The 25314-nt window shown below is 74.5% G+C and carries 21 protein-coding genes; 12 read left to right on the forward strand and 9 right to left on the reverse strand.

Features of this window, described 5'->3' with window-relative positions:
- Nucleotides 1–16 precede the first annotated feature (16 nt).
- The 6 genes from ACZ4W5_RS21880 to ACZ4W5_RS21905 are packed head-to-tail and all read left to right on the forward strand — an operon-like array spanning nt 17 to nt 6435.
- Nucleotides 17–1276, forward strand: a complete 1260-nt coding sequence (locus ACZ4W5_RS21880) for a sedoheptulose 7-phosphate cyclase (RefSeq protein ID WP_360235675.1) — start codon at nt 17–19, stop codon at nt 1274–1276.
- Complete coding sequence (locus tag ACZ4W5_RS21885; protein WP_465656305.1) at nt 1273–2487, forward strand: ROK family protein; 1215 nt, start codon at nt 1273–1275, stop codon at nt 2485–2487. Before ACZ4W5_RS21880 ends, ACZ4W5_RS21885 begins: the two co-directional genes overlap by 4 nt.
- Nucleotides 2484–3683 (forward strand): alcohol dehydrogenase catalytic domain-containing protein, encoded by a 1200-nt coding sequence (locus tag ACZ4W5_RS21890; RefSeq protein WP_465656307.1) that lies wholly within the window; start codon nt 2484–2486, stop codon nt 3681–3683. The genes ACZ4W5_RS21885 and ACZ4W5_RS21890 overlap by 4 nt, the downstream gene beginning before the upstream one ends.
- The gene (locus ACZ4W5_RS21895; protein WP_465656308.1) at nt 3680–4534 is read left to right on the forward strand and encodes an SDR family NAD(P)-dependent oxidoreductase; all 855 of its coding nucleotides are present in this window, start codon (nt 3680–3682) and stop codon (nt 4532–4534) included. Before ACZ4W5_RS21890 ends, ACZ4W5_RS21895 begins: the two co-directional genes overlap by 4 nt.
- Nucleotides 4531–5358 carry a sugar phosphate isomerase/epimerase family protein gene (locus ACZ4W5_RS21900; RefSeq protein ID WP_360235663.1) on the forward strand — a complete coding sequence of 276 codons (828 nt, stop codon included), beginning with the start codon at nt 4531–4533 and terminating at the stop codon, nt 5356–5358. The genes ACZ4W5_RS21895 and ACZ4W5_RS21900 overlap by 4 nt, the downstream gene beginning before the upstream one ends.
- Nucleotides 5359–5367: 9 nt before the next feature.
- Nucleotides 5368–6435 (forward strand): alcohol dehydrogenase catalytic domain-containing protein, encoded by a 1068-nt coding sequence (locus ACZ4W5_RS21905; RefSeq protein ID WP_465656310.1) that lies wholly within the window; start codon nt 5368–5370, stop codon nt 6433–6435.
- Between the two features lie 85 nt (nt 6436–6520).
- On the opposite strand, the gene ACZ4W5_RS21910 is transcribed toward ACZ4W5_RS21905, so the two are convergent.
- Entirely contained in the window at nt 6521–7435 is a 915-nt protein-coding gene (locus tag ACZ4W5_RS21910; RefSeq protein ID WP_465656312.1) for a DUF4232 domain-containing protein, read from the reverse strand.
- Nucleotides 7436–7595: 160 nt separating this feature from the next.
- Here ACZ4W5_RS21910 and ACZ4W5_RS21915 point away from each other — a divergent pair, with 160 nt between their 5' ends.
- The 4 genes from ACZ4W5_RS21915 (at nt 7596) to ACZ4W5_RS21930 (ending at nt 13071) form a co-directional block, all read left to right on the forward strand.
- Nucleotides 7596–8756: a hypothetical protein gene (locus tag ACZ4W5_RS21915; protein ID WP_360235654.1), complete on the forward strand. Its 1161-nt coding sequence runs from the start codon at nt 7596–7598 to the stop codon at nt 8754–8756.
- Between the two features lie 185 nt (nt 8757–8941).
- Nucleotides 8942–10843, forward strand: a complete 1902-nt coding sequence (locus ACZ4W5_RS21920) for a DUF6528 family protein (RefSeq protein ID WP_465656314.1) — start codon at nt 8942–8944, stop codon at nt 10841–10843.
- Between the two features lie 209 nt (nt 10844–11052).
- On the forward strand, nt 11053–11877 hold the full coding sequence (locus ACZ4W5_RS21925) for an SDR family NAD(P)-dependent oxidoreductase (RefSeq protein ID WP_360235648.1): 825 nt from the start codon (nt 11053–11055) through the stop codon (nt 11875–11877).
- Nucleotides 11878–11976: 99 nt separating this feature from the next.
- Entirely contained in the window at nt 11977–13071 is a 1095-nt protein-coding gene (locus tag ACZ4W5_RS21930; protein WP_465656316.1) for an alanine racemase, read from the forward strand.
- A 38-nt stretch (nt 13072–13109) separates the two neighbouring features.
- Here the strand turns inward: ACZ4W5_RS21930 and ACZ4W5_RS21935 are convergent, their stop codons facing one another.
- Nucleotides 13110–13355 (reverse strand): DUF6296 family protein, encoded by a 246-nt coding sequence (locus ACZ4W5_RS21935; protein ID WP_360235642.1) that lies wholly within the window; start codon nt 13353–13355, stop codon nt 13110–13112.
- A 333-nt stretch (nt 13356–13688) separates the two neighbouring features.
- On the opposite strand from ACZ4W5_RS21935, the gene ACZ4W5_RS21940 reads away from it, so the two are divergent.
- Nucleotides 13689–15314, forward strand: coding sequence for an acyl-CoA synthetase (locus tag ACZ4W5_RS21940; protein WP_465656319.1), 1626 nt, complete (start codon nt 13689–13691; stop codon nt 15312–15314).
- Between the two features lie 24 nt (nt 15315–15338).
- Here the strand turns inward: ACZ4W5_RS21940 and ACZ4W5_RS21945 are convergent, their stop codons facing one another.
- From ACZ4W5_RS21945 to ACZ4W5_RS21970, 6 genes are all read right to left on the reverse strand, one after another.
- The gene (locus tag ACZ4W5_RS21945) at nt 15339–16190 is read right to left on the reverse strand and encodes a polysaccharide deacetylase family protein (RefSeq protein ID WP_465656321.1); all 852 of its coding nucleotides are present in this window, start codon (nt 16188–16190) and stop codon (nt 15339–15341) included.
- Between the two features lie 156 nt (nt 16191–16346).
- Nucleotides 16347–17330 carry an aldo/keto reductase gene (locus ACZ4W5_RS21950; protein ID WP_465656323.1) on the reverse strand — a complete coding sequence of 328 codons (984 nt, stop codon included), beginning with the start codon at nt 17328–17330 and terminating at the stop codon, nt 16347–16349.
- 62 nt (nt 17331–17392) lie between these two features.
- Nucleotides 17393–18907: a PP2C family protein-serine/threonine phosphatase gene (locus ACZ4W5_RS21955; protein ID WP_465656325.1), complete on the reverse strand. Its 1515-nt coding sequence runs from the start codon at nt 18905–18907 to the stop codon at nt 17393–17395.
- A gap of 81 nt (nt 18908–18988) precedes the next feature.
- On the reverse strand, nt 18989–19228 hold the full coding sequence (locus ACZ4W5_RS21960) for a hypothetical protein (RefSeq protein ID WP_465656326.1): 240 nt from the start codon (nt 19226–19228) through the stop codon (nt 18989–18991).
- Between the two features lie 183 nt (nt 19229–19411).
- On the reverse strand, nt 19412–20644 hold the full coding sequence (locus ACZ4W5_RS21965; RefSeq protein ID WP_465656327.1) for a glycosyltransferase: 1233 nt from the start codon (nt 20642–20644) through the stop codon (nt 19412–19414).
- 567 nt (nt 20645–21211) lie between these two features.
- Nucleotides 21212–22387: an RsbRD N-terminal domain-containing protein gene (locus ACZ4W5_RS21970; protein WP_465656329.1), complete on the reverse strand. Its 1176-nt coding sequence runs from the start codon at nt 22385–22387 to the stop codon at nt 21212–21214.
- A 250-nt stretch (nt 22388–22637) separates the two neighbouring features.
- On the opposite strand from ACZ4W5_RS21970, the gene ACZ4W5_RS21975 reads away from it, so the two are divergent.
- Nucleotides 22638–24314, forward strand: a complete 1677-nt coding sequence (locus tag ACZ4W5_RS21975) for an FAD-binding dehydrogenase (RefSeq protein ID WP_465656330.1) — start codon at nt 22638–22640, stop codon at nt 24312–24314.
- Nucleotides 24315–24330: 16 nt separating this feature from the next.
- Here ACZ4W5_RS21975 and ACZ4W5_RS21980 read toward each other — a convergent pair whose 3' ends face one another.
- Nucleotides 24331–25128, reverse strand: coding sequence for a hypothetical protein (locus ACZ4W5_RS21980; RefSeq protein ID WP_465656331.1), 798 nt, complete (start codon nt 25126–25128; stop codon nt 24331–24333).
- Nucleotides 25129–25314: the final 186 nt, after the last annotated feature.

Here is a 25314-nt window from a genome sequence, read left to right on the forward strand (position 1 = left end):
TCACGGAGGTTTCGTCATGTCTGGTACCGCACTCCCCGGCCCGACCGCACACCCCCGTCCGACCGCGCACCCCCGTCCGACCGGCCTGAACCCGGTCGCCGATCTCCCCAAGCCGCCCGGCCTGCACTGGAACGTCCGGGCCGAACAACCCGTCGACTACAGCGTCAGCATGGTGCGCGGACTGCTGGACCTCGACGACCCCACCCTCGCCCGCGCCGTCGGCGGCGGGCACGGCCGCCCCTTCCGCTGCCTGCTCGCGATCGACTCCGCCGTCGACGCGCTCTACCACGAGCGCTTCGCCGCGTACTTCGACCGCTGGCGGATCGACGCGACCTGGCAGGTCGTCCAGGGCGACGAGGACGCCAAGTCCCTGGAGCAGGCCGTCCTCGTCACCGAGGCCATGTCGCGGATGGGCATCCTGCGCCGCGCCGAGAAGGTCGTCGCCGTCGGCGGCGGCGTCGTCCTCGACATCGTCGGCTTCGCGGCGAGCATGTACCGCCGCGGCGTGCCCTACATCCGCGTCCCCACCACGCTGGTCGGCCAGATCGACGCCGGCATCGGCGTGAAGACCGGAATCAACCACGGCCACCACAAGAACCGCCTGGGCGCCTACTTCGCTCCCGAACTCGCCCTGATCGACCCGCACTTCCTGCGCACCATCGACCCCCGGCACGTCGCCAACGGCATCGCCGAGGTGATCAAGATGGCGCTGGTCAAGGACGCCGTCCTGTTCGACCTGCTGGAGGCGACCGTCGGCGACATCACCCCCGAGACCCTGGGCGGCTGCGGCTCGGCGGTCAGCGAGGTGCTGTCCCGGGCCATCTCCGGCATGCTCGACGAACTGGAACCCAACCTCTGGGAACAGGTTTTGGAACGTTCCGTCGACTACGGCCACACCTTCAGCCCCTCCCTGGAGCTGCGCGCCGACCCGCCGCTGCTGCACGGCGAGGCCGTCGCCGTCGACATGGCGATTTGCCTCGCCCTCGCCCACCTCCGCGGCCACCTCTCCGAGCGCGACACCGACCGGGCGCTGAGACTCCTCCAGGGCTTCCGACTCCCCGTCGCCCACCCGATCTTCACCCAGGAGCTGCTGGAGGAGGCGCTCGCCGACGCGGTCAAGCACCGGGACGGCCTCCAGCGCGTCCCGCTCACCCGGGGCATCGGCTCCGTCGTCTTCGCCAACGACCTCACCCCGGCGGAGCTCGGCCGGGCCCTGGAGTTCATCGGCGCCTGGACGACGGGTGCGCGGGCCGAGCTCGTCGGCGCGCCGGTATGAGCGCGGACACCGTGCCGGACGCCGCGCCGGACGCCATGCCGGACGCCATGCCGGACTCCTTACCGGGCAGCGACCGGGACGCCTCGCCGGTCAGCGGCCGGGGCGCTCCGCCGGACGGCCTCCCGGCCGCGGACATCACCGTCTTCGACGTCGGCGGCACCCACATCCGCCGGGCCGTCTGGCAGCGCCGCGGCGGGCTGGGGGCCCGCACCACCCACCCCTCCCCCAACTTCAAGCGCTTCCCCTCGGCCACCGTCGCCGAGCTCCAGGACATGATGGTCCGCCAGCTGTGCGCGGGCGTGCCGCACACCCCGGCCCCCGTCGCCGGCATCTCCTTCGGCGCGGCGCTCGACCACCGCTCCGGCCTCGTCTACGCCTCCGCCCCGCTGTGGGGCGCGCACAGCGAGCCGTACGACCTGCGGGCCGCGCTGACCGCCCGGCGCCCGGACGTCCGGTGGCACATCGTCAACGACGTCACCGCCGCCCTGCTGCACGCCGCCGCGGCCGCCGGGCGCAGCAACCACCGCAAGGTCCTGCTGGCCACCATCAGTTCGGGCATCGCCTGCCGGGTGCTCGACCAGCGGCAGCGCCGGATCCCGGTCGACGACAGCGGACTGCAGGGCGAGATCGGCCACCTGCCGGTCCACGCCGAACTCCTCGGCCGCACCGTCGAGTTGACCTGCGACTGCGGCCGCCCCGGCCATCTCGCCGCCTACGCCTCCGGCCCCGGCATCGCACGGCTGGCCGACACCCTCGCCCGCCGGGAGCCCGCCCGCTGGGCGGCCTCCCGGCTCGGCCGGCTCACCGCCGACGGCACCGCCTTCGAGACGGCGCTGCGCCGGGCCCTGGACGAGCAGGACCCGCAGGACCTGCGGGAGGAGGCGCGGGGCAGGCAGGACACGCTCGCCGCCGACCTGCTCGACGCCGCGACCGCACCCGTCGCCGCCGTCCTGCGCACCGCGCTCTGCCTCGACCCCGAGCTGGACGAGGTGGTGCTGACCGGCGGCGTCGTCCACGGCCTCGGCCACCACTACCGGCGCGCCCTGCTGGGCCACCTCACCCGCGAGGGCCTCTACCTGACCAGCGACCGCACCCCCGACTGGCTGCACCGGCGGATCACCGTCACCGCTCCCGGCGAGGCCGACAGCCTCGCCGGAGCCGGGATCGCGGCCGGAGCCGGGATCGCGGCCGCCGCCGGAGCGTCGACATGACGCCGGCCGAGCGCCTCCCCAGCCACCGGGCGCTGGTCCGCGAGCCCGGCGGCGTACGGCTGCGGCTGCGCCCCACCCAGGCGCCCGCCCCGGGCGAACTCCTGGTCGCCACCCAGGTCGCCGGGCTGTGCGGGACCGACATCCAGATGCTGCGCGGGCTGCGCGACGACCCGGCGCCGGTGATCGGCCACGAGGGCATCGCCCGGGTGGTCGCCGCCGGCCGGGGCGTCCCCGCCGCCCTGCGCCGCCCGGGCACCCCGGTGGTGGTCAACCCGACCCACCGGACGGACCCGTCCTTCCTGCTCGGGCACAACGTCGACGGCCTGCTCCAGGAACGCACCCTGATACCCGCGACGGCCGTCCGGGACGGCCTGGTGGTACCGCTGGCGCAGGAGCCCGACCCGGTGCTCGGCGCCCTGATCGAGCCCTTGGCCGCCGTCCGGTACGCCCTCGCCGTGCTGGCCACCGGCCGCCCCCGGACCCTGGTGGTGTACGGCGACGGAACGATCGGGCAGCTCGCCGTCCGGGCCGCCCGCCGCCGGCTCGGCACCGACGTCCGCGTCCTGCTCGTCCACCACACCCCGGACGGACTGGCGTGGAGCGCCCAACGGGCCGTACCCGGAGTGGAGTTGACGCTCGACGCGACGCCCCCGGTGGGCCCCGGGCCGGTCGCGGCCCTGCTCGCGACCCCGCGCGACGGAACCCTGGCCGCGCTCGCCGGCGCCCTGCGGCTCGGCACCCCCGGGCGCTCCGACCGCCCGACCGGCGACCTGACGGGTGAGCTGGCCGGTGATCCGACCGGCGACCTGACCGTCGACCTCTTCGGCGGCCTCCCGCCCGGCGCCACCGCCGCCGAGCTGCCCGGCGTCGACCTCGCCGCCGTCCGGGCCGCCAACTGCGCCGGGCACCCCGTCCCGTACGCCTTCACCACCGCCCGCACCGCCGACGGCCGGCCCGTCCGACTGACCGGCCACCGCGGCGTGGGCAACGACCACCTCGCCGAGGCCGCCGCCGAGCTGTGCCACCACCCCGAGGCCTACCGCGACCTGGTGACGCACGTCGTCGGGCCGCCGGAAGCCGCCCGGATCATGACCGGGCTCTCGGTCGGCGGCGGGCGCAGCGTCGCCGGGAGCCGGCTCGTCAAACTCGCGGTGCGCTTCGCCCCGGCGCCGCCCACACCCTTGGAGGCCCAGTGACCGCACCCGACCGCCCCCGCCGCCGAGCCCTGGTGGTCGGCGGGTCCACCGGCATCGGCCGCGGCGTCGCGGACGCCTGGGCCGAGGCCGGGCTGGACGTCACCGTGCTCAGCCGCTCCCGTCCGACCGGCCCCGGGGCCGAGCGGCTGCGCTGGGCGGCCACCGACCTGACCGACGCCGACCGGGTCGCCGAGAACCTGTCCCTCGCCACCACCGAACCGCTGCACGCCGTCTGCTACTCGGCCGTCCACTACGGCGACCGGCGGGCCCTCTTCCGCGAGTGCACCGAGGCCGAGTGGCGCCGCCAGCTCGACGTCAACCTGCACGGCCTCTGGCTGACCCTGTCCTGGGCCGTCCCGGTGCTGCGCCGACCCGACCGCCCCGGAGTGTTCCTCGGCATCTCCTCCGAGGTCGTCTACAACGCCGGACCGGGCCGCTCCGGCTACGCCGCCACCAAGGCGGCCGCCGCTGCCCTGCTCGACTCCGTCGCCCAGGAGGAGACCACCGAACTGCCGGGCACCGAGGCGCTGCGGATCGTCCAGGCGCTGCCCGCCGGCATGGTCGACACCCCCGGGATCCGGCGCCGACGCCCCGACGGCTTCGACTACACCGCCTACATGCGCCCGGCGAGCTTCGCCCCGCTGGCCCGCGAACTCGCGGCGACGGCCGGCGCCGGGCTGCACGGCGCCCACCTGGTGGTGGACCCCGAGGGCGGCTGGCGCCCGGTCGGCGAGGGGCTGCCGGTCTCGCAGAGCCAGCCCGTCCCGGCCGCGGTCACAGCCAGGGCCGGAGCCGGAGCCGGGGCAGGAACCAGGGCCGGAGCCGGAGCTGCGCCCGGGGCCGGCTCGTGACCGCCGCCCCGCTCCTTGGGCTGGCCGCTTGGCGGCTGCCCGGGGACCACCTCGACGCGGTCCGGCTCACCCACCGGGCCGGCGCCGACGGCCTCCAGCTCGACCTCGGCGGCCCCGGCCGCGGCCCGTGGCTCGACGCGCCGGGCACCGTCGACCGGATCCTGGAGCACTGCGCCCGGCTCCGGATCCGGCCGCTCGCCGTCGCGGGCAACACCCTCAACGACATCGGCCTGCACGCCCCGCCGGGCGGTCGGGACGCGCTGCGCGCCCGGCGCGTCCTGATCCGGGTGCTGGACGCCGCCCACGCGCTCGGCGCCCCGCTGGCCTTCGTGCCCAGCTTCCGCCGCAGCGCCGTCACCGACCGCGCGGAGCTGGACCGGACGGCCACCGTCCTGGCCTGGGCGGCGGCGGAGGCCCGGGCCCGCGGACTGCTGCTCGCCAACGAGAACGACCTCGACCCGGAGCGCGCCCGCCGCCTGGTCGACCAGGTCGCGGCGGACGGCTTCCGGCTGCTGCTGGACACCTACAACCCGCGGGTCGCCGGGGTCGACGCGGTGGCCCTGATCGAAGCCGTCCACCCCTGGCTCGCGCCCCAGGTCCACCTCAAGGACGGCACCGGCGGCGTGGTGGCACGGGACCTCCTCGGCGACGGGGACGGCCCCGTCCGGGAAACCCTCGCCGCCCTCGCCGCGCACGGACTCCGGCCCGGGGCGCTGGTCCTGGAGAACGACCACCGCGACGGCGACCCCGTCCGTCTCGCCCTCGACCTCGAACGCGCCCGCGACCTCGCCCGCACCCTCCAGCCGTCCGCCCCCCGCCCCTGAGGAGCCCCCGTGCCCAACCTCCCGGCCGAGTACGCCACCACCACCCTGCGGGACGGCGTGGTGAGCCTCGGCACCCGCCCCTTCCCGCACGACGCGCTCCGCGCCGACACCGTCCTCATCAAGCCCGACCACCTGGGCATCTGCCGCGCCGACGCCAAGGAGGTGGTCGGCTCGCGCGACGTCCCCGAGGACCGCGGCCCGCTCTTCGGCCACGAACTCGTCGGCACCGTCGCCTTCGCCGGCGCCCGGACCGGCTTCCGGGAGGGCGAACTCGTCACCCTCAACCCCAACATCACCCCCACCCGCACCACCGGCTTCGCCGAGTACGTCTTCGTCCACGGCACCGAGGCGCAGCTGGACCAGGCCGTGGTGCGCGTCCCCGAGACCGGCATCCGGGACGCCGTGTGGATGCCCGAGCCCTTCGCCTGCATCGTGCACGCGCTCCGCAAACTGCTCGAACTCACCGCCCGCACCGACCTCCGGGGCATGCGGGTCGCCGTCCTCGGCGCCGGCTGCGCCGGGGTCACCTTCGCCCTGTACGCCCGCCACCTGGGCGCCGCGCCCGCCGTCTTCAACCGCGGCGAGGCCCGGCGCGTCTTCGCCCGGCAGCAGGGCCTGCTCGCCGCCGAGGAGCTCCACCCGCTGACCGACGCGAAGGCACCCCAGCACCAGGACCGGTACCAGGTGGTGATCGTGGCCACCACCGTCGTGACCACCGAACTCCTCGACACCGCGAGCGACTTGGCCGCCGACGGCGCCGTCCTGTTCGTCTACGGCGGCACCCGCCGGGGCGACAGCTACCCGCCGGGCCGGGCCGACATCGACACCATCCGCCGCGCGGAACTCATCGAGCCGGTCGAGCACCACGGCAAGCGGCTGCACCTGGCCGGCGCCTACGGCTGCCACCGCGAGGACTACGAGGAGGGCTTCCGGCTGCGCGCCGAACACCCGCTCGCCTTCCCGTTGGAGAGGCTGACCTCGCTGCGGATCGGCCTGGACGACTTCCCGCACCGGATGACCGACATCGCCGCCGAACGGGAGGACCATCCCGGCAAGGTGATCATCGACCTGGCCTGATCATCGATCTGGCCTGATCAGCGCGCGGGCCTGATCAGCGCGCGGGCCTGATCAGCGCGCGGGCCTGATCAGCGCGCGGGCCCGATCACCGCACCGGCGGCCTGGTCGCCGACGGCTGCCCGTCCTCCCGCACCCAGGCGCCGACGCCCAACCTCCCGGTGGTGCCCAGGTCCAGCTCCGGCACCACCATCACGGGCGCGGCGCCCGGCAGCGCCCGGACCCGCAGGTACGGGGCGTTCACCGGGTCACCCGCGCCCGCCTCGGCGGTGTTGCGCCAGGCCAGCGTGGACCGCGCCCCCTCGCCCGGCTGCAACGCGAGGGGCCGCGGCGGGTCGTCCGCCCCGGTGACGCTCGCGATCTGCGCGCCCCCGTGCAGGAGTTGCACCCCGTCGACCGGCCTGTGCTCCACGTCGAGGAGCTGGAGCTCCGGGTACCCGTCGACGTTCACCGTGGCCGTCCCGCAGTTGCGCAGGTGCAGCCCCACCACCCGCAGCCCCATCGCCGCATCGCCGTCGTCCGCACTCACCCGCACCCCGGACGCCGGGCACGGCCCGTCCGGGCGCGAGGCCTCGGCGCTCGGCACGCTCCGCACCTTGACGACCGTCACCCCCGAGGTCTTCCCGTCCAGTTCCACCCGCCCCTTCTCGGTCGCCCCCGGTGCGAGATCCCTGACCGTCCTCGTCTCGTTGCCCAGCACACCCCCGGTCGCCCCCGAGCGGCCGAACACCACCGTCACATCGGCCGCTTCGCCGCCCGGGTTGGTCACCTCGTACTCCGCGCACACCGCACTCGCCGCCGTGATCCGCACCCCGTCCTTCGCCACCGGGCCCGGCGAAGCCGACGCCACCCCGCACGGCCCCGCACTGCCGGAGCCGGCGGCAGAACGCCCCCCGCCCGCCCCGGCCACCTGGCTCCCGCACCCCGCGAGCAGCACCACCGCCGCCACCGCACCGACCCCACGCCTCACCGGCACCACCCCGCCCATCCGGAACTCACCCATCCGACCATCCGATCACGAACCACCCCACCCCACCATGACCGCCGTCACTCCCCCGGCAACAGCCCCGCAACGCTCCGGCCGCCGGTCCGGTCCTCGGCGGCGGCGGCCGACTTCGCCGGTTCGGGTGCCGTAGCGACCGCCGGTGGAGGATGATCCTCGGATGTCGGAACCCAGCCCTGCCCTCGGACGACTCGTCGCCAACGAGAACAGCCTGAGCGACCTGCTGTCCTTCCTGTTCGAGCGCGATCCCCAGCCACTGATCGACCTGCTCGGCCTCGCCCCCGGCGCGTACCGGTGTCGACGCGAGGTCAAGCAGGCCGCCGGCCGCCTGGATCTCGTGGTCCACCGGCGGTCGGACGACCGTCCCGTGGCCGTACTGGAGATGAAGGGGGCCTCCGACGAGCACGGCGACCAGTTGAACCGCTACCGGGCCTGGGCCGAAACCCTCGATCCCGTACCGGCGTTGTTCTACTGCACCTTCGACGACACCCGGCCCACCGCGCCGTGGCGATCGCTGCGCCTCGTCACGGTCTTCCAGGCCTGGCACTCGGCCGCCGATCCGCACGCCGCGTGGCTCGCGCGCGGGATCACCGACGTGCTGCGCCGCTGGGACACCGAGGCCGACGGTGCGCTCGGGAGCTCCTCCGGCTGGTACGTGCCGGACCTGGTGAGCCGTCGCACGGCCCGCGACCTCGACGACGCGCTGCGCCGCGCGCATCCGGGCGCAGCCGAGGCGAGCGCCATGAACACCAGTGCCGGAAACCCGATGCTGATGGCCTGGCGACACCACCCCTCCGGCTCCGACCACGCCTGGATCGCCGTGGACCTCCGCTGCCCCGGCCGTGGCGCACCGGCGCAGCCCTGGCTGTTCCGGCCGAGCATCGACGTCCTCATGGGTGACCGGACGGAGGTGGAGGCCGTGCTCGAAGCACACGACCTGGCCGTGGAGCTGCAACCGGCGATGTCGCTGTCCGCCGTCCAGGAGGGCCTTCGCCGACGGGGCCGCCACGAGCTGGCCGCAGTACTCCGGGCCGCCAAGCACGACGGACTGCGCGGCCCGGCCGATCCCGAGCTCCTGGCCGACTGGCGCGCCGGGCTGGTCAGCGGCGCGAGCGCACCCCGGCGGCATCCGGTCTTCTTCCACGACAGGCAGCGGCGCCTGGCGACCCAGTTCCAACTCGACGTCACCACGATCACGCGAGACGACCTCGCGGACCTCACCCTCGCGGTCCTGGATCACCTCGTGGAACGGGCGGGCACTCCCCGGTCCGACCGGACCGGCTCCACCCACCCGGCAGCAGGGCCACGGCCTGCCCACTGACGAGGCAGCTACCAGAAACGGCCTCAACGCCCTCTCGCACCTGGTCGCAACGCCCCCGGCATCACAGGGCGGGTACGGAAGATCGCCGACGCTATGATCACGGCCCGCATGTTCAAGTGGCGTTCACATGAAGATACTTGGGGGGTTTGATGAGAAAAGCCCGATTTATCCGGCCGATCTTGGTCGTGGCAGCGCTCACGGCGTCGACGCTGATCCTGGCGGGCCGGACCGCCGAGCCGGCGCAAGCGGCGAGCAGCGACTACTGGATAGTCGCGGGTGATCAGGGCAGCAACTCGCTGATCGCCTACGATTCGGCCTGGACGGTCAGGTGGAAGTGGCAGCCGACGAAGGACGAGGGCTTCAACCCGCCCGAGATATCGGCGTTCGGACACGTGACCGACTTCAAGCTGCGGAACACCTCGGCCGGCCAGCGGATGGTCGTCACAGCCAGCAATGGGTTGGCGGCGATCGTCACCTACCCCGAGGGGAAGAAGGTGTGGTCGGCCGACCTGAGCGGGACCAAGGACAACCTGCACAGTGCCGAGCTGCTGCCGAACGGCAACATAGCGGTGGCGTCCACCAACGTGATCGGTACGGCGCCGGAGAGCGGCGGGTTCCTCAGGGTCTACGCGTCCTCGCAGGGGCCGAGCAACGCCACCTACGCGGAGTACCCGCTGAACGAGGCGCACGGCGTGCTCTGGGATCCGACCTTCGACCGGCTCTGGGCAATCGGTTACAGCCCCGCCGGCAAGGCTGTTCTGGACTCCTTCGCCATCACCGGGAGCGCCGCACAGCCGCACCTGACCCTGGGCAAGGAGATCGCCCTGAAGGAAGGCGCTCCCCACGACCTGAGCGCGGATCCCACCGACCCGAACGTGCTTCTGCTGAGCACGGGCAACAACACCTGGTCATACGACAAGCGGAACAGCAGCTTCACCCCGCTCATCGCGACTCCCTCGGTCAAGGCCATCAGCGCGCAGCCGTCAGGTCAGCTCGTGATGACTCAGCCGGACGAGTCCAAGACGCCGGTGGGCGGCTGCCGCACCAACACGTGGTGCACCGACACCATCGACTTCTACACCCGGAAAACGGACGGCTCCTACGACCACACCTCGCACAAGGTGACCGACGCCCAGTTCTACCGTGCGCGCGTGTGGCACCCGACCTACAACGCCATCGGCGACGCGCCGCAGGGCACGGTGTCCGACGGTGCCGTGTCCGGCGCCTTGCGGACACCGGCGATGATCGACACGAACAGCCAGATCTCGCAGATCAGCGCCGCCGCGCTGCCCAACGGGACGGTGCACGTGCAGACGCTGGTCCCCGGGTACGGAGTCTGGGACCGCACCCGTAACACCGACGGCACATGGTCGGACTCGACAAGGATCGACGCCAACCCGTCGATCACCGCGATCAGCTCGGCGGCGCTGCCCGACGGGACGGTGCACGTGCAGACGCTGGTCCCCGGGTACGGAGTCTGGGACCGCACCCGTAACACCGACGGCACATGGTCGGCGTCCACCCGGATCGACCCCGACGGCCAGATCTCGCGGATCAGCGCCGCCGCGTTGCCCGACGGCACGATGCACGTCCAGACCGTCGTCCCCGGCACCGGGGTGGCGGACCGCACCCGCGCCTCGTCGGGTAGCTGGTCGAACTCGACGCTGATCGCGGCGGGCTGCACCCCGAGTGACACCAGCAGCCCGTGCATCACCGACGTGAATGGGGTGGCCCGGCAGGACGGCAGTCTGCATGTGCAGCTCCTGACGCCGGGTGCCGGGGTGTCCGACCTGACGTGGGCGGCGGGAAGCTGGTCGTCGGTGCCCACGGTTGTCGACAGGAACCCGTTCATCACGCGCATCGCCGCGAGCACCCTGTCGGACGGCACCACGCATCTGGAGGCGGTCGTCGCCGGCAACGGCATCTGGGACCGGACGCTCGCCCCTGGCGCGACGTCATGGGCCGGAAGCTCGACACGGATCGACGACAGCACCCTGCGCGACGAGGACCTCACCGATCGCGACTTCGCCGTCTACAGCGTGGGCCTGGCGGACGGATCGCTGCACATCGGTACCGCCGCGTACTGACGCGAGCAGCCGAAGGCAGGTGTGAGCGGGCGTTGAGTCCCGGTCGCCGACGCGCGCGCCGGGCGGCGGCGGAGCACGCGCGGGCCGGTGACCGAGTCCGTGCATCAGGCCCGCGGTGGCGGGCAGGTATGAGGGGTCGTCCGGCACCGGGGTGGGGCGACCGGGCCGGCCCCGGATGCGGCCGGGAGGACGTGGGAGGGACAGCGGGCATGGGCGAGCTGGACGGCAGGACGGCGCTGGTGACGGGTGGGTCCCGGGGGATCGGGCGGGCGGTCGCCCGGCGGCTCGCCGACGACGGGGCGCTGGTCGCGGTCCACTACGGCGGCAACGAGGAGGCCGCCGCGGAGACCGTCAAGCTGATCGAGGGGGCGGGCGGCCGGGCGTTCGCGGTGCCGGCCCGGTTCGACCGGAGCGACGGGCCGGAGCGGCTGTTCCAGGGCCTCACCGCCGGGTTGGCGGAGCACGGTGAGGACGGCCTGGACATCCTGGTCAACAACGCGGGCGTGCACCTGGCCGGTTCGATCGGCGAGATCACCGAGGAGGAGTTCGACCGGGTGATGGCGGTCAACGTCCGCGCGCCGCTCTTCGTGATCCAGCGGACCCTGCCGCTGCTGCGGGACGGCGGCCGGATCGTCAACGTGTCCTCGGCGGCCGCCCGGATCGCCTCGCCCCTCCAGATCGGCTACACCGTCAGCAAGACGGCCCTGGAGGCGCTCGCCGCACCGCTCGCCAACGACCTCGGCCGGCGCGGGATCACCGTCAACACCGTCAGCCCGGGCGTGATCCTCACCGACATGACCTCGGCGTGGACCAGCGCCCCCGAGGCGATGGCCGGGCTGGCGTCGATCACCGCGCTGGGCCGGATCGGCACGCCCGAGGACGTCGCGGACGTGGTCGGCTTCCTCGCGGGCCCGCGCGGCCGCTGGGTGACCGGCCAGACCGTCGACGCCTCCGGCGGCACCTACCTGGGGCCGATCCCGCCGGCCGCCCCTCGCGCCGCCGAGGCGGGCGGGCCGGGTACGACGGCGTCCTGACCGTCCGCACGGCCCCCGGTGCGGCAGCGCACCGGGGGCCCGGCGGGAACCGGGGGCCCGGGGGGAACCGGAGCCCGCCCGGAGGCGTGATCATGAGGCATGAGCACACATCTCCCCGAGGAGCCGGCGACCCCCGCGCTGGTCGTCGACGCCGATGTCATGGAGCGCAACATCGCCCGGATGAGCGCGGCGGCCCTGGACGGCGGCTTCGCGGTGCGCCCCCACGCCAAGACCCACAAGTGCCCGGAGATCGCGCGGCGCCAGCTCGACGCCGGTGCGGTGGGCCTGAGCGTGGCCACCGTCGGCGAGGCGGAGGTCTTCGCCCGGAACGGTGTGACCGACCTCTTCATCGCCTACCCCCTGTGGGTCGACGACGCCAAGGCCCGTCGGCTGCGCGCCCTCGCCGACTCGGTCGCCCTGCGGGTGGGGGCGGACTCCGTGGAGGGGGTCCGGCGGCTGGGGCGGGCGCTGCGGGGCGCGGCGGCCCCGGCCCAGGTGATGATCGAGATCGACTCCGGTCACCACCGGACCGGGGTCGTTCCGGCCGCCGCGACCGAGATCGGCCTCGCCGCCGTCGACGCCGGGCTGGAGGTGGCGGGCGTCTTCACCTTCCCCGGCCACGGCTACGGCCACGACCCCCGCGCCCGCGAGCACGCGGCCCGCGACGAGGAGCGGGCGCTCGGCGAGGCCGCGGAGGCCCTGCGGGCCGTGGGGCTCACGGTGCCGGTGGTGAGCGGCGGGTCGACGCCGACGGCCGGGCAGTGGCGGTCGGGTGCGGTGAACGAACTGCGTCCGGGGGTGTACGTCTTCAACGACGCGACCCAGCTGGCCATCGGCAGCTGCACCGCGGACGACCTCGGGCTCTACGCGCTCGCGACCGTGGTGAGCACCCCGGGCCCCGGCCGTTTCGTGCTCGACGCGGGCAGCAAGGTGCTGGGCTCCGACGCATCGCCCTGGGTCCGCGGTCACGGCTACCTCCCGGACCACCCGGACGCGGTGGTGGCCTCCCTGTCCGAGCACCACGCCACCGTCGTGCTGCCCGAGGGCGGGCCCACTCCCCGCCTGGGCTCCCGGGTCGCCGTCGTCCCGGTCCACGTCTGCACGCCGGTGAACCTGGCCGACACCCTGGAGGTGGTCCGGGCCGGCGAGGTCGTCGACCGCTGGACGGTGGCCGCTCGGGGCGCCAACAGCTGACCGGCGGCTGACCGGCGGCCGGGGGCGCAGTGTCCGCGCTAGGACCGGTCGGGCAGCGCCACCGCGTGCAGGCAGGGGTGCCGCACCGTCCCCTCCGGGGCGGACAGGACGGTGGCGACCTCGCCGGTGATCTCCACCCGGAGGTCGCCGTCGCGGTTCGTCCAGACCGGTCCGCCGCCGGGGCCGATCTCCTCCGTCAGGTGGACCACGACGACGGATCGCGGGGCGTGCCCGCCGATCGACCCGGGCAGGGCCACCGCGTAGCGGCGTTCAAGGCTCTTCATGGCCGGCCTCCTCGTCGGACTCCCCGCCCGGTGGCGTCGATTCTCCTCCGAGGTCGGGCCGTCGTACACGAACGGTGACCGTCTTCGCAGCACCCTTCGGCCCGGCAGGGTGCCGGGCCCCGGAATCGGTGGTCGCCCGGGCGCCTACCCGGCCGGGGCCGATGCACACGTCCGCCCCCACCACGGTCGGGCGCACCAGCAGGGACGCGGACCCTGGTGCGGACGGTCCGGACCGGGCAGGCTGCTGCTGCCCGCTCCGGACCGTCCGGGACCGGGCCCAGCCGCCCAACCGCCCCGCCCGCCCGCCGGCCGTACGAAAGCGAGACCGTGACCATGAGCGAGGACCCCCGAGCCGGCACCGTCGACGGGCTGCTGCGCCGGAGCGCCCGCCGGGCCCCCGACCGCGTCGCGCTCACCTTCGCCGACCGCAGCTGGACCTACCGGCAGCTCGACGAGGCGGTCAGCCGCGCCGCCGGGCACCTGCTCGGGCTCGGGCTGCGGCCCGGCGACCGGGTCGCCGCGTACGGGCGCAACTCCGACGCCTACGCGATCGCCTTCCTCGCCTGCGTCCGGGCCGGGTTGGTGCACGTCCCGGTCAACCACGCCCTCACCGGCGAGGAACTGCGCTACCTGCTCGGCCAGTCCGGCACCCGCGCGGTGCTCACCGACCCGGCGCTCGCGCCGGAGGTCGAGCGGGTCCGGGACGGCCTGGCCGTCGAGCACGTGCTGCCGCTGCGGGAGGACCCGGCCGGGCCGCCGGAGGCCGCGACACCGGGAACCGAACCTACGGGAACCGGAGCTGCGGGAACCGGAGCTGCGGGAACCGGATCTCCCGGAACCGGCCTGCTGGAGGCCGCGTCGGCAGGCCCCGTGCCCGAGCTCGGCACCGGTCCGGCCGACACCGAGCTCGCCCAGCTGCTCTACACCTCCGGCACCACCTCCCGCCCCAAGGGCGCGATGATGCCCCACCGCGCCCTGGTGCACGCCTACCTGTCCGCCATCCACGCCCTGGACCTGCGCGAGGACGACCGGCCGCTGATCTGCATGCCGCTCTACCACTCGGCCGCCCTGCACGTCTTCCTGCTCCCGTACCTCGCCGTCGGCGCCTCCGTCCTGCTGCTGGAGTCGCCCGACATCCCCGAGCTGCTCCGGCGGATCGAGGGCGAGCGGATCGGCTCGCTGTTCCTGGCGCCGACCGTGTGGGTCCCGCTGGCCAACCACCCGGACCTCGACCGGCACGACCTGTCCTCCCTGCGCAAGGCCCAGTACGGCGCCTCGATCATGCCGGTGGCGGTGCTCGACCGGCTGCGCGCCCGCTACCCGCAGGTGGGCTTCTACAACTGCTTCGGCCAGTCCGAGATCGGCCCGCTGTCCACGGTGCTGCGGCCCGAGGAGCACCTGGACCGCCCGGCCTCCTGCGGCCGCCCGGTGCTGTTCGTGGAGACCCGCGTGGTGGACCGGAACGGCACCGACGCGCCGCCCGGCACGCCCGGCGAAGTCGTCTACCGCTCACCGCAGTTGTGCCTCGGCTACTGGGACTCGCCCGAGCAGACCGCCGAGGCCTTCAAGGACGGCTGGTTCCACTCCGGGGACCTGGCGGTCGCCGACGAGGCCGGTTACCTGACCGTGGTCGACCGGATCAAGGACGTCATCAACACCGGCGGGGTGCTGGTCGCCTCCCGGGAGGTCGAGGAGGCCGTCTACAGCCACCCCGCCGTGGCGGAGGTCGCGGTGATCGGCGTCCCGGACGAGAAGTGGATCGAGGCGGTGACCGCCTTCGTCGTGCTCCGGCCCGGCACGGCCGCCCCCACCGAGGCCGAGCTGGTCGCCCACGTCAGGAGCCGGCTCGCCCCGTTCAAGGTGCCGAAGCAGGTCCGCTTCGTCACCGAACTGCCCCGCAACCAGAGCGGCAAGCTCCTCAAGCGCGAACTCCGGGCCCGGGCCTCCGGGATCAGCTAGCGCGGCCGGTCCGGACGGCGACGGTCACGGCGCGGTCCGGACCGGGAAGCCGGTGGCGCGGCCCTGGCTCTTCAACCAGGTGAGCACCTGGCCGAGGGCCTCGACGGTCTGCTGCCGGTCGCCGCCGCCGTCGTGGAACAGGACGGTCGGGCCGTTGCCGAGCTCCTTCTTGACCGTCTCGACGATGGCCGCCGTCCCGGGCTTCTCGAAGTCCTTCGAGTCGACGTTCCAGCCGAGCGGGCGCATCCCGTTCGCGGCGGCGATCCGCCGGCTGTCGGGGGTGAACGAGCCACCGGGAGCCCGGTAGTACATGACCTCGGCGCCGCCCGCGGCCTGCTCGATCATCTTCTTCGCGTCCAGGATCTCGCGCTCCTGGTAGGCGACGGGCTTCTTGTCCATCGAGGTGTCGTGGTCCACGGTGTGGTCGCAGAGCCGGTGGCCGGCCGCCACCACCTGCTTGACCAGGTCCGGGTGGGCCTTGGCCTGCGGTCCGATCATGCAGAAGGTCGCCTTCACCCCGTACCGCTTGAGCACGTCGAGGACCTTCGGGGTCCAGACCGGGTCGGGGCCGTCGTCGATGGTGATGTTGACGGCGTTGCCCCCGGCCTCCGAGGCGTGGGCTATGCCCTCGGGTATCCGCCCCTGCTGCGCACCGCCGCCGCTGCCCTGGGCGCCGTCCTGGCCGCCCTGACCTCCCTGTCCGCCCTGCCCCTCGCCGGACCCGTCCTGGCCCTGGGCGACGTTCCGGTCATGGCCGGGGACCGTCGCGGTGACCGTCGGAACCGCCCACGCCGTCGCCGCCGCGACGACGACCGCCACCGCGACGGCCGCCCGCGACCGGCTGCCCACGTTCCCCATCCGCGCCTTGAAATCCATCGACGTCCCCTCCCCCGGCTCCACCTGCGTGTTCTCCGAGGTCGAGGACGTCAACCACCCCACCGGGGTTCCGCACTGCGACGCGCGTAGCAGACCGGTGACAATTCCCGGCCGGGATGCCCTGTCGCGGGTCGGGCGCCGACCGCCGGGAGGTGCCTACCAGCGGTCGTGCACCTGCGGCCGGATGCGGCGGTCGTACAGCTCCCGGACGGCGTCGAGGGTGGCCTCGGGCAGCGGGGCCAAGGCGGCGGCCCCGGCGTTGGCGCGGGCCTGGGCCACATTGCGGGCCCCGGGGATCACCGTCGTGACCCCGGGCTGCTGGATGATCCACCGCAGCGCCGTCTGCGCCGCCGTGGCGCCCTCGGGGGCGAGCGCGGCGAACTCCCGGGCCGCCTCGACGCCCGTGGCGAAGTCCACGCCGGAGAAGGTCTCGCCCTGGTCGAAGGCCTCGCCGTGGCGGTTGTAGGTGCGGTGGTCGTCCGGGCCGAACACGGTCCGCTCGCTGTAGCGGCCCGAGAGCAGCCCCGAGGCGAGCGGCACCCGCGCCAGGATCCCCACCCCGGCCGCCTCGGCGGCGGGCAGCACCCGCTCCAGCGGCTTGAGCCGGAAGGCGTTCAGGATGATCTGCACGCTGGCGACGCCCGGGCGCGCGATCGCGGTCAGCGCCTCCGCGCAGGTCTCCACGCTCACCCCGTAGGCGGCGATCCGCTCCTCCGCCACCAGGGTGTCCAGGGCGTCGAACACCTCGTCCGAGGAGTAGACCGGCGTCGGCGGGCAGTGCAGCTGCACCAGGTCCAGCCGCTCCACGCCCAGGTTCTCCCGCGAACGGTCGGCCCAGGCACGGAAGTTGGCGAGGTGGTAGTGCTCCGGCCGCTGCTCGACCCGGCGGCCGAACTTGGTGGCGACGAACACCTCCGCGTCCGGACGCTCCTTCCGGAACCGGCCGATCAGCCGCTCGCTGCGACCGTCGCCGTAGACGTCGGCGGTGTCGAAGAGCGTGACCCCCGACTCCACGGACGCCTCCAGCACGGCCAGGGCGTCCTCCTCCCGGACGTCACCCCAGTCCGCACCGAGCTGCCAGGTGCCGAGTCCGACCACCGAAACGGGACGGCCGGTCCGGCCGAGTACGCGCTGTTCCATGCCAGGAGCCTCTCACGGCGCGTCTACCGACGCCGCCCAGGGCCGGACGTCCGATGGGTGAGTCAGCAACTGACGTGAAGAACGCAGATGTCGTCGCGGCGGCTCTGGGGGGTGACGAGCGTTCGCACGAGGTCGTCGAGGAAGCGGCGGCCGTCGGCCTGGGCGGTGGCGGCCGCGGTGCGGGCCAGTCGGGCCATGCCTTCGTCCAGGGGCTCGCCGGGCTTCTCGATCAGGCCGTCGGTGTACAGCAGGAGGTGGTCGCCGGGCAGTAGCTGGAGCGAGGCCGATTCGTAGTGGGGATCGGTGGTCGCGCCCAGCAGGATGCCCCGGGGCGTCGGCAGGAAATGGGCCTCGCCCCGGCGCAGCAGCAGGGGCGGCGGGTGTCCGGCCCGGACCCAGGTCAGTCGGGAGAGGGCGGGCTGGTAGACGGCCATGATCATGGTGGCCGTGCGGTCGCTGGGGTCCGCGGCGTGCAGGAGCAGGGTGTTCAGGCGGGAGAGGATGCCGGGCAGGGGTGTGTCGGTGATGGCCATGCCCTTGGCGGTGAAGCGCAGCAGCGCCATGGTGGCGACCGCGTCCAGTCCGTGGCCGGCGACGTCGCCGACGACGAGCAGCGCGTTGCCGTCCGGCAGTTCGATGGCGCTGTACCAGTCGCCGCCGAGGTTGAGACCTTCCTGCAGCGGCCGATAGGCGACATCGACGGTCAGACCGGCCAGCTGGAGCACCTTCTCGGGCACCGGCAGCAGGGTCTCCTGGAGGCGGGCGGCCAGGTCGCGTTCCGCGGCCAGCAGGCTCTGTTGGGCGATCGCGTTCTGCTGGTGCTCCAGCAACTGCTGTTCGGCGTGCTTGGTGGCGGTGAGGTCCTGGAAGAAGCCGTGGACCTGGACCGTCTGACCCAGGGCGTCCGTCTCCGCCTCCGAGACGACCCGCACATGACGGACCTCACCCTGGGGGAGGTGGATGCGGAACGTCCGGTCGAGGGGCTCGCCGGCTCTCAGCAGGCGCCGGACCGCGTCCTCCAGGGCCGGACGGTCCTCGCTGTCGGCCCGGGCGGACAGCTCCTCCAGCGTCACCGGCCCCAGCGACCGGTCCCGGCCGAAGATCGAGTACACCTCGTCCGACCAGTTGATCTCGCCGCGGACCAGGTCCCGGTCCACCCAGCCCATCCGGCCCAGGCGTTGCATGAGCGCCAGCCGGCGCTGCTCGCGCTCGGTCGTGTCCAGGCGGTTCCAGGTGACGATCAGACCTCCCTGGCAGGGGGCCGCCCGGACGCGATACCGCGACAGGCGCGGGATGCCGGGAGCGCCCTCCTCGTACCTCAGCTCCCCCTCGTAGGGGAGCCCGGACGTCAGTACCCGCAGGTAGCCCTGCCACAGGTCGGTACCGGCCACGCCCGGGTAGGTCCGCAGCACGCTCCTCCCCGTCAGCTCCGCTCCCCGGCGCCCGCCGATGTCGACCGCCTCGGGCGAGGCAGCCGTGAACCAGAAGTCCACCACCTCTCCCCCGGGGCCGAACTCCGGCTGGAGGAAGACCACCGAACCGGGCAGGCCGGCCAGCACCTCCCGGACCACGGCCACCGCCGGGCCGCCTTCTGATGAGGGGCCGCCACGCGATACCCGTGCTGTCCCTTCGTCGTAGGTCTTCATTCCACGAGCATGTCACGCCCGCGCGGCCGTGCCGCCCCGTTGTGACACCACCCACGAACCACTCGCACCGGTGCTGTCGTGGCCGGCCTCGCACCCGGGGTCGGTCACGAACCGGCTCAGCCGGTAGGTGGTCGGCTGCACCAGACGGCCGCACAGCATGTCGATCCGGATCGTCGAGGGGTCGATTGCCGCCTCCCGGAGCGGGCGCAGCTGGGCGCGCAGCTCCGCCTCGTCCTGCGTTTCGAAGATCACTTCCCACCGCCCGGCGTCCGGCGCGGTGCGAGCGGCAAGCCGCTGCCTCTCGGCCTCTTTCCGCCGCTTCCGCTTCGCCTGTCCTGGCACCGGCCCAGAATCGCCGGTCGGGGTCGGGACGGCAAGGCAATTGAACCGGACGCCGTGCTTCCCGTTCGGTGCGCCTTTGTCGGACGGGCGCCGCTACCGGGGCTTCGCGCTCGGGTCGCCGAGCAGGGAGCCGAGGTGGGCGAGCAGGGGGGCGGTGCCGTCCTCCGTGGCGAGTCCGCGGGCGAGGGTGGTGGCGCGGTGCTGGTGGGTCGGGTCGGTCAGGCAGGCGGTGATGGCGTCGCCGAGGGCTTCGGCGGTGAGCGACTGGAACGGTACGGGCCGGGGGGCGACCCCCAGGTCGTGCAGTCGGGCCGCCCAGAACGGCTGGTCGGCCATCACGGGAACGGCGACGGCGGGCACCCCGGCCCGTAGGCCGGCCGCCGTGGTGCCGGCTCCGGCGTGGTGGACGACGGCGGCGGTGCGGGGGAACAGCCAGTCGTGCGGGACGTCGCCGATGGTCAGGACATCGCCGCTGCGGGCATCCAGCTCGGCCCAGCCCGCCTGCACCACCGCCCGTACGCCCGCCCGCTCGACCGCCGAGGCGACCAGCCCGCTGAGCCGCTCCCCCTCCCCGACCGCCATGCTGCCGAACCCGATGAACACCGGGGGCGGGCCGGCCCGGAGGAAGTCGACCAGGTCGGCCGGGGGCTGCCAGCCGTCCGGCCGCGCGGGCCACCAGTAGCCCGCCACCCGGGCCCAGGACGGCCAGTCGGCGGGGCGCGGCAGCACCAGCGGGCTGTAGCCGTGGAAGGCCGGCCGGATGCCGGCCGCTGCCGCGGGCGGGTCGGCGGGCAGCCCGAGCCGGGCGCGCAGCCTGGTCACGGCGTCCACGAAGATCCCTTCCGCGCGCCTCAGCACGTCCCGGCCCGCCGCGAGGTTGCCCTCCGGCCCCGGGTCGTCCGCGTTCCGGGCGTTGGGCAGCGCGAACTCCCGGGTGGCGAACGACGGGGCGAGGTAGGTGCCGACCACGGGGACGCCGAGCGCCTGGCCGGCCACCCGGCTCAGCGGTGCCGGGCCGAAGGCGGTGAGCACCAGGTCGGCCCCGCCCGCCGCCGCCTCCGCCACCCCGTCGGCCAGCCCGTCCGTGTAGGCCCGCAGCGCCGCCTGGGTCTCCGCGCGCGACGTCGCCCGGGAGACCTCCCGGACCAACCCCTGCGGGTCTCCCGGCACCGGCCGGTGTTCGAGACCGCAGTCGGCGAGCAGCCCGGCGAAGGACGCGTGGGCGGCCACGGCGACCTGGTGGCCCGCGTCCGACAGCCGCCGCCCCAGCCCGGTGTAGGGGGCGACGTCTCCTCGTGAACCGGCCGTGACGATCAGAATCCGCATGGCGCCATTCTGCCGCCTCCCGCCGCAACTCCGCTCCCACGTTCCGCCGTTGCTCCCTGGGCCCGTCGTGCTCCCCCTGCTCGGCCAGTTCACGCTCCCGCCGCTCGGCGGCCGCGCGCGCCTCCGTGATCGTGGGGACGGCGCCGAGGGCCTCCTCCGGGCGGCCCAGTCTGATCAGCATCTCGGTCAGGTCGAAGTCGACCCGATGGTGGGTGGACGCCCGGAGCAGCGCGAGGGCCTCCTCCGGGCGGCCGTCCCGCTCCAGCAGCCGCGCCACCACGGTGTCCCACTCCCCGGGCTGCTGCTCGTTGAGCGCGGTGGCCTCCGCGAGACCCTCCGCACAGCGGCCCGCCTCGCCCAGGAGCCAGAACCGCAGTCGGAGGATGCTCTCCGGATGCCCCTCGGCGTACGCACCGGTGAGCCCCTCCACGGGTGGACACCACCGTGGGTTCGCGCTTGCCAGAGAAGATCATCGATGTTCACGCGGGCAACCTACGAACCGTCACTGACACCGAGGTTCGTGGCTGGGTTCCCGGTGGTCGTGGTGGCGGCCCTACGCGGGGGGTGTCAGGGGGTGGCCGCGAGGAGGGCGGTCTGGAAGACGAAGCGGTTCCACGGGGTGCGTGGGTCGCGGCCGGTGGTGGTGGCGAGGCGGCGGAGGCGGTAGCGGACGGTCTGCGGGTGGAGGTGGAGGCGGGCGGCCGCGCCCGCGGCGCCGTCGGCGTAGATCACCGCGTCGAGGGTCCGCCGGGTGTCGTCGTCCTGGGCGAGGTGGCCGAGCACGGCCTCGGTGACCCGGGCGGGGGCGGCGTCCGGGTGTCCGGTCACCAGGGCCACCACCTCCAGGTCGCCGCGGTCGAGCACCCGGCGCTCGGTCCGTACCAGGGGTGGGGCGTGCCGGAGGCCGTGGAGGGCCAGGCGGTAGTCGCGCGGGGCGGTGGCGGCGGTGACGCCGGTGAGCCGGGCGCCGGTGAGGGCGTGCGCGGCGGTCAGGCGGTCCAGTGCCGCCGGGTCGGCCGCCTTGAGCAGGGCGACCCCGACGCCGTCCATGACGGTGTGCAGCGAGGTGAGTTCGAGCTCGCCGGACCGGCCCGCGGCCCGGGCGTCGAGGGCCGTGGCCACCAGCTCGGCCGCCCGCGCGGCGTCGGCGGCTCCGGCGGCTCCGCCGGCTCCCGTGGCCGGGGAGACCACCAACAGGTCGAAGGTGGTGGGCAGTTCGGCGTCGAGTTCGCGCAGCCGCGCGCGCAGGGTGCCGGCGTGGCTCTGCCGGCCGAGCAGCAGGTCCGCGAGGAGGCCGCGCAGCGCGCGTTCGCGGTCCTCGCCGAGGACGCGGCCGGCGGACTCGTAGCCGTCGAAGACCGCCTCCGAGGACTGGTCGAGCACCGTCAGCCAGACCCGGGCCAGTGCGCTGAGGTCGCGCGAGGGGACGGCGTCGGGGAAGCGTTCGCCGATCCGGTCGAAGAAGGCCAGCGCGGCCACCCGGTAGGCGCGCAGCACGGCCGCCAGCGGGCGGGCGTCACGGGCCCGGACGGCGCCGACGCCGCGGAACATCCGGAGGTCGTCGGCGTCCAGGGCGCCGTCCACGGACCACAGTTCGAGCACCCGGCGGAGGGTCCAGACGATCAGGGAGCGGACCTCTTCGAGCTGGCGGGCGTCGAGGTTCGCGTAGGCGGGGATCTCCCGGGTGACGGCGGCCATGGCGGCCTCGACCAGGCCGGGCTCGTCCGCCAGGATCCGCGCCACGGCGGCGGATCGGTCAGCGGCAGCGCGGTCAGCGGCCGAACGGTCCGCGGCGGGCCGGTCGGCGCCAGCGCGGTCAGCGGCCCCGCCGCCCGCCGACGCGCCCCCTACCGGTGTGCCGTACTCCGATGGCACAGTCTTCTTCATCACCACCTGACAAGCCTAGTGCCCGCCCCTGCGGCCCGCCCGTGACCATGGGGACGGTACGGCCGTCGCGCCCGGGCGACGGCGGATTCCCCCGAGGGAGAGCTGAATGCCGTTCCAGCCTGAGGTGATCGTGGTCGGGGCCGGACTGGCCGGTCTGGTGGCGACGCACGAGCTGGCCAAGGCCGGCCGGCGGGTGCTGGTCGTCGAGCAGGAGAACCGGCGGAACCTCGGCGGCCAGGCGTTCTGGTCGCTCGGCGGCCTCTTCTTCGTCGACAGTCCGGAGCAGCGGAGGGCCGGGATCAAGGACTCCTTGGAGCTGGCCCGGCAGGACTGGCTCGGTTCGGCCGGCTTCGACCGGCCGGACGACGAGGACCTCTGGGGCCGGCGCTGGGCCGAGGCGTACCTGGCGTGGGCGGCGGGCGGCAAGCGCGGCTACCTGCGTGAGCTGGGCCACCGGGTGGTGCCGCTGGTGGGGTGGGCGGAACGGGGCGCCGGTTCGGCCACCGGCCACGGCAACTCGGTGCCGCGCTTCCACATCACCTGGGGCACCGGGCCCGGCGTGGTGGAGGCCTTCCTGCGCCCGGTGCTGCGGGCGGAGCGCGCCGGGCTGGTGCGGTTCGCCTTCCGGCACCAGGTGGACGAGCTGCTGACGGAGGACGGCGCGGGCGGCGCGGTGGTCGGCGTCCGGGGCTCGGTGCTGGCGCCGGACGACTCGGCGCGCGGGGTCAAGTCCTCGCGCGAGGTGACCGGCCCGTTCGAGGAGCGGGCGGCCGCGGTCGTGGTGACCTCCGGCGGCATCGGGCACAACCACGCGCTGATGCGCGCCAACTGGCCGACCGAGCGGGTCGGTCCGGCGCCCGAGCACCTGATCTCCGGTGTGCCCGCCCACGTCGACGGCCGGATGCTGGCCATCACCGAGCGGGCGGGCGGCCGGGTGGTCAACCGGGACCGGATGTGGGCCTACACCGAGGGCGTGCACAACTGGGACCCGGTCTGGCCGGACCACGCCATCCGGATCCTGCCCGGCCCGTCCTCGATGTGGTTCGACGCCGAGGGGCGCCGACTGACCGGGATGTCCGGCGTGCCGGGGGCCGACTCGATCGGCGCGATGAAGCAGATCCTGGCCACCGGCCACGACTACTCCTGGTTCGTCCTGACCCAGTCGATCATCGAGAAGGAGTTCGCGCTCTCCGGCTCGGAGCAGAACCCCGATCTGACCGGCCGCGACCTCAAGTTCGCGCTGCGCAGCCGGCTGGCGAAGGGCGCCCCCGGCCCGGTGGAGCGGTTCAAGCGGCACGGCGAGGACTTCGTGGTCGCCCGGACCCTGCCCGAGCTGGTCGCGGCCATGAACGGGATCGCCCGCGGCCCGAAGCTCGACGCAGCCATGATTGAACGTCAGATCATCGCCAGGGACCGGGAGTTGGACAACGAGTTCAGCAAGGACGTGCAGGTGATGGCGATCCACAACGCCCGTCGGTCGCTGACCGACCGGATCGCCCGGGTCGCCCGGCCGCACCGGATCCTCGACCCGGCGCACGGCCCGCTGATCGGCGTACGGCTCAACATCCTGTCCCGCAAGACCCTCGGCGGCCTGCAGACCGACCTGGACTCCCGGGTGATCGGAGCCGACGGGGCTCCCGTCCCCGGGCTGTACGCCGCCGGAGAGGTGGCCGGGTTCGGCGGCGGGGGCGTGCACGGGTACAACGCCCTGGAGGGCACCTTCCTCGGCGGGTGCATCTTCTCGGGGCGAGCAGCCGGACTCGCCATCTCCCGTACACGCTGAGCGAATTGACGTATCGTCAGCCGGTCAGCCAGGGCGCCTCGGGGAGCTTGGCGTCGGCGTTGCGGCCGGAGAACTCCACGGTGGCCGGGGTGCCCAGGCCCGCCATCCGCATGGTGACCCGGCGCAGCGAGCCGTCGCCGTCCACCCAGTAGGTGAGCGGCGAGCGGTTGCCGTCCGGCGCGGCGCCCTGGGCGCGCGGGCCGGAGAAGCGGTCGTAGCTGCGGCCGTCGATCCGGTCCTGGCCGAGCCAGCGGGCGCCGGACTGGGCGAGCAGCACCGGGTTGTCGGGGCGGTCGGCGCCGAGCTGGGTGAGCAGTTGGAGGCCGGCGTCCAGCGGGTCGGCGGTGTACGAGCGCGGCGACCAGCCGGAACGGGGGACGTGTTCGGCCTGCTGCCACGGCGGGCTCTGGTCGTCCGCGGGTTCGGGGGCGAGGCCGAGGCCGCCGGTGTCCCAGACCACCAGCCCGTGGTCGAGTGGACCGCTCGCTCCGGTGGACCGGTAGCGGCCGGCGCCCCGGTGGGTACGGTAGTCGACCACCCCCTCGACCTGGATCCGCACTCCCCCGCCCTCGTCCGCGGTGAGCACCACGTTCACGGGGCTGGCCTGGTAGAGGTTCAGCCGGGACAGCGCCAGCCGGGCGGCCTCGTCACTGCTGACCGGCCGCTCCGCGGCCTGGTCGGAGACCGTCTCGTACGCGGCGACGCCGCCCGCGACGGCGGCGCACACCGCGAACGCGACCAGCGCCGTCAACCAGCGGGGGCGGCGGCGCCGGGGCGGTTCGGCGGCGGGGGCGGCCTTCGTCTTCCGGGCCATGCGGGGGTCTTCTCCGATCGGTCGTTACGGTCAGGCGGGCGGGCCAGGCGGTCCGAGTGGTCCGGCTGGTTCGGGCGGGCCGGGCACGGGAACCGGGGGGGGGGGGGGGGGGGGGGGGGGGGGGGGGGGGGGGGGGGGGGGGGGGGGGGGGGGGGGGGGGGGGGGGGGGGGGGGGGGGGGGGGGGG

The organism is Kitasatospora sp. NPDC029367, assembly GCF_055569135.1.

Excerpts from the sequence above, each read along its gene's own strand:
- ACZ4W5_RS21975 (WP_465656330.1), top strand. The coding sequence starts at position 22,638 with ATGCCGTTCCAGCCTGAGGTGATCGTGGTCGGGGCCGGACTGGCCGGT.
- ACZ4W5_RS21915 (WP_360235654.1), top strand. The coding sequence starts at position 7,596 with ATGTCGGAACCCAGCCCTGCCCTCGGACGACTCGTCGCCAACGAGAAC.
- ACZ4W5_RS21945 (WP_465656321.1), bottom strand. The coding sequence starts at position 16,190 with ATGGATTTCAAGGCGCGGATGGGGAACGTGGGCAGCCGGTCGCGGGCG.
- ACZ4W5_RS21935 (WP_360235642.1), bottom strand. The coding sequence starts at position 13,355 with ATGAAGAGCCTTGAACGCCGCTACGCGGTGGCCCTGCCCGGGTCGATC.
- ACZ4W5_RS21980 (WP_465656331.1), bottom strand. The coding sequence starts at position 25,128 with ATGGCCCGGAAGACGAAGGCCGCCCCCGCCGCCGAACCGCCCCGGCGC.
- ACZ4W5_RS21940 (WP_465656319.1), top strand. The coding sequence starts at position 13,689 with ATGAGCGAGGACCCCCGAGCCGGCACCGTCGACGGGCTGCTGCGCCGG.
- ACZ4W5_RS21890 (WP_465656307.1), top strand. The coding sequence starts at position 2,484 with ATGACGCCGGCCGAGCGCCTCCCCAGCCACCGGGCGCTGGTCCGCGAG.
- ACZ4W5_RS21965 (WP_465656327.1), bottom strand. The coding sequence starts at position 20,644 with ATGCGGATTCTGATCGTCACGGCCGGTTCACGAGGAGACGTCGCCCCC.
- ACZ4W5_RS21925 (WP_360235648.1), top strand. The coding sequence starts at position 11,053 with ATGGGCGAGCTGGACGGCAGGACGGCGCTGGTGACGGGTGGGTCCCGG.
- ACZ4W5_RS21930 (WP_465656316.1), top strand. The coding sequence starts at position 11,977 with ATGAGCACACATCTCCCCGAGGAGCCGGCGACCCCCGCGCTGGTCGTC.
- ACZ4W5_RS21885 (WP_465656305.1), top strand. The coding sequence starts at position 1,273 with ATGAGCGCGGACACCGTGCCGGACGCCGCGCCGGACGCCATGCCGGAC.
- ACZ4W5_RS21910 (WP_465656312.1), bottom strand. The coding sequence starts at position 7,435 with ATGGGTGAGTTCCGGATGGGCGGGGTGGTGCCGGTGAGGCGTGGGGTC.
- ACZ4W5_RS21880 (WP_360235675.1), top strand. The coding sequence starts at position 17 with ATGTCTGGTACCGCACTCCCCGGCCCGACCGCACACCCCCGTCCGACC.
- ACZ4W5_RS21950 (WP_465656323.1), bottom strand. The coding sequence starts at position 17,330 with ATGGAACAGCGCGTACTCGGCCGGACCGGCCGTCCCGTTTCGGTGGTC.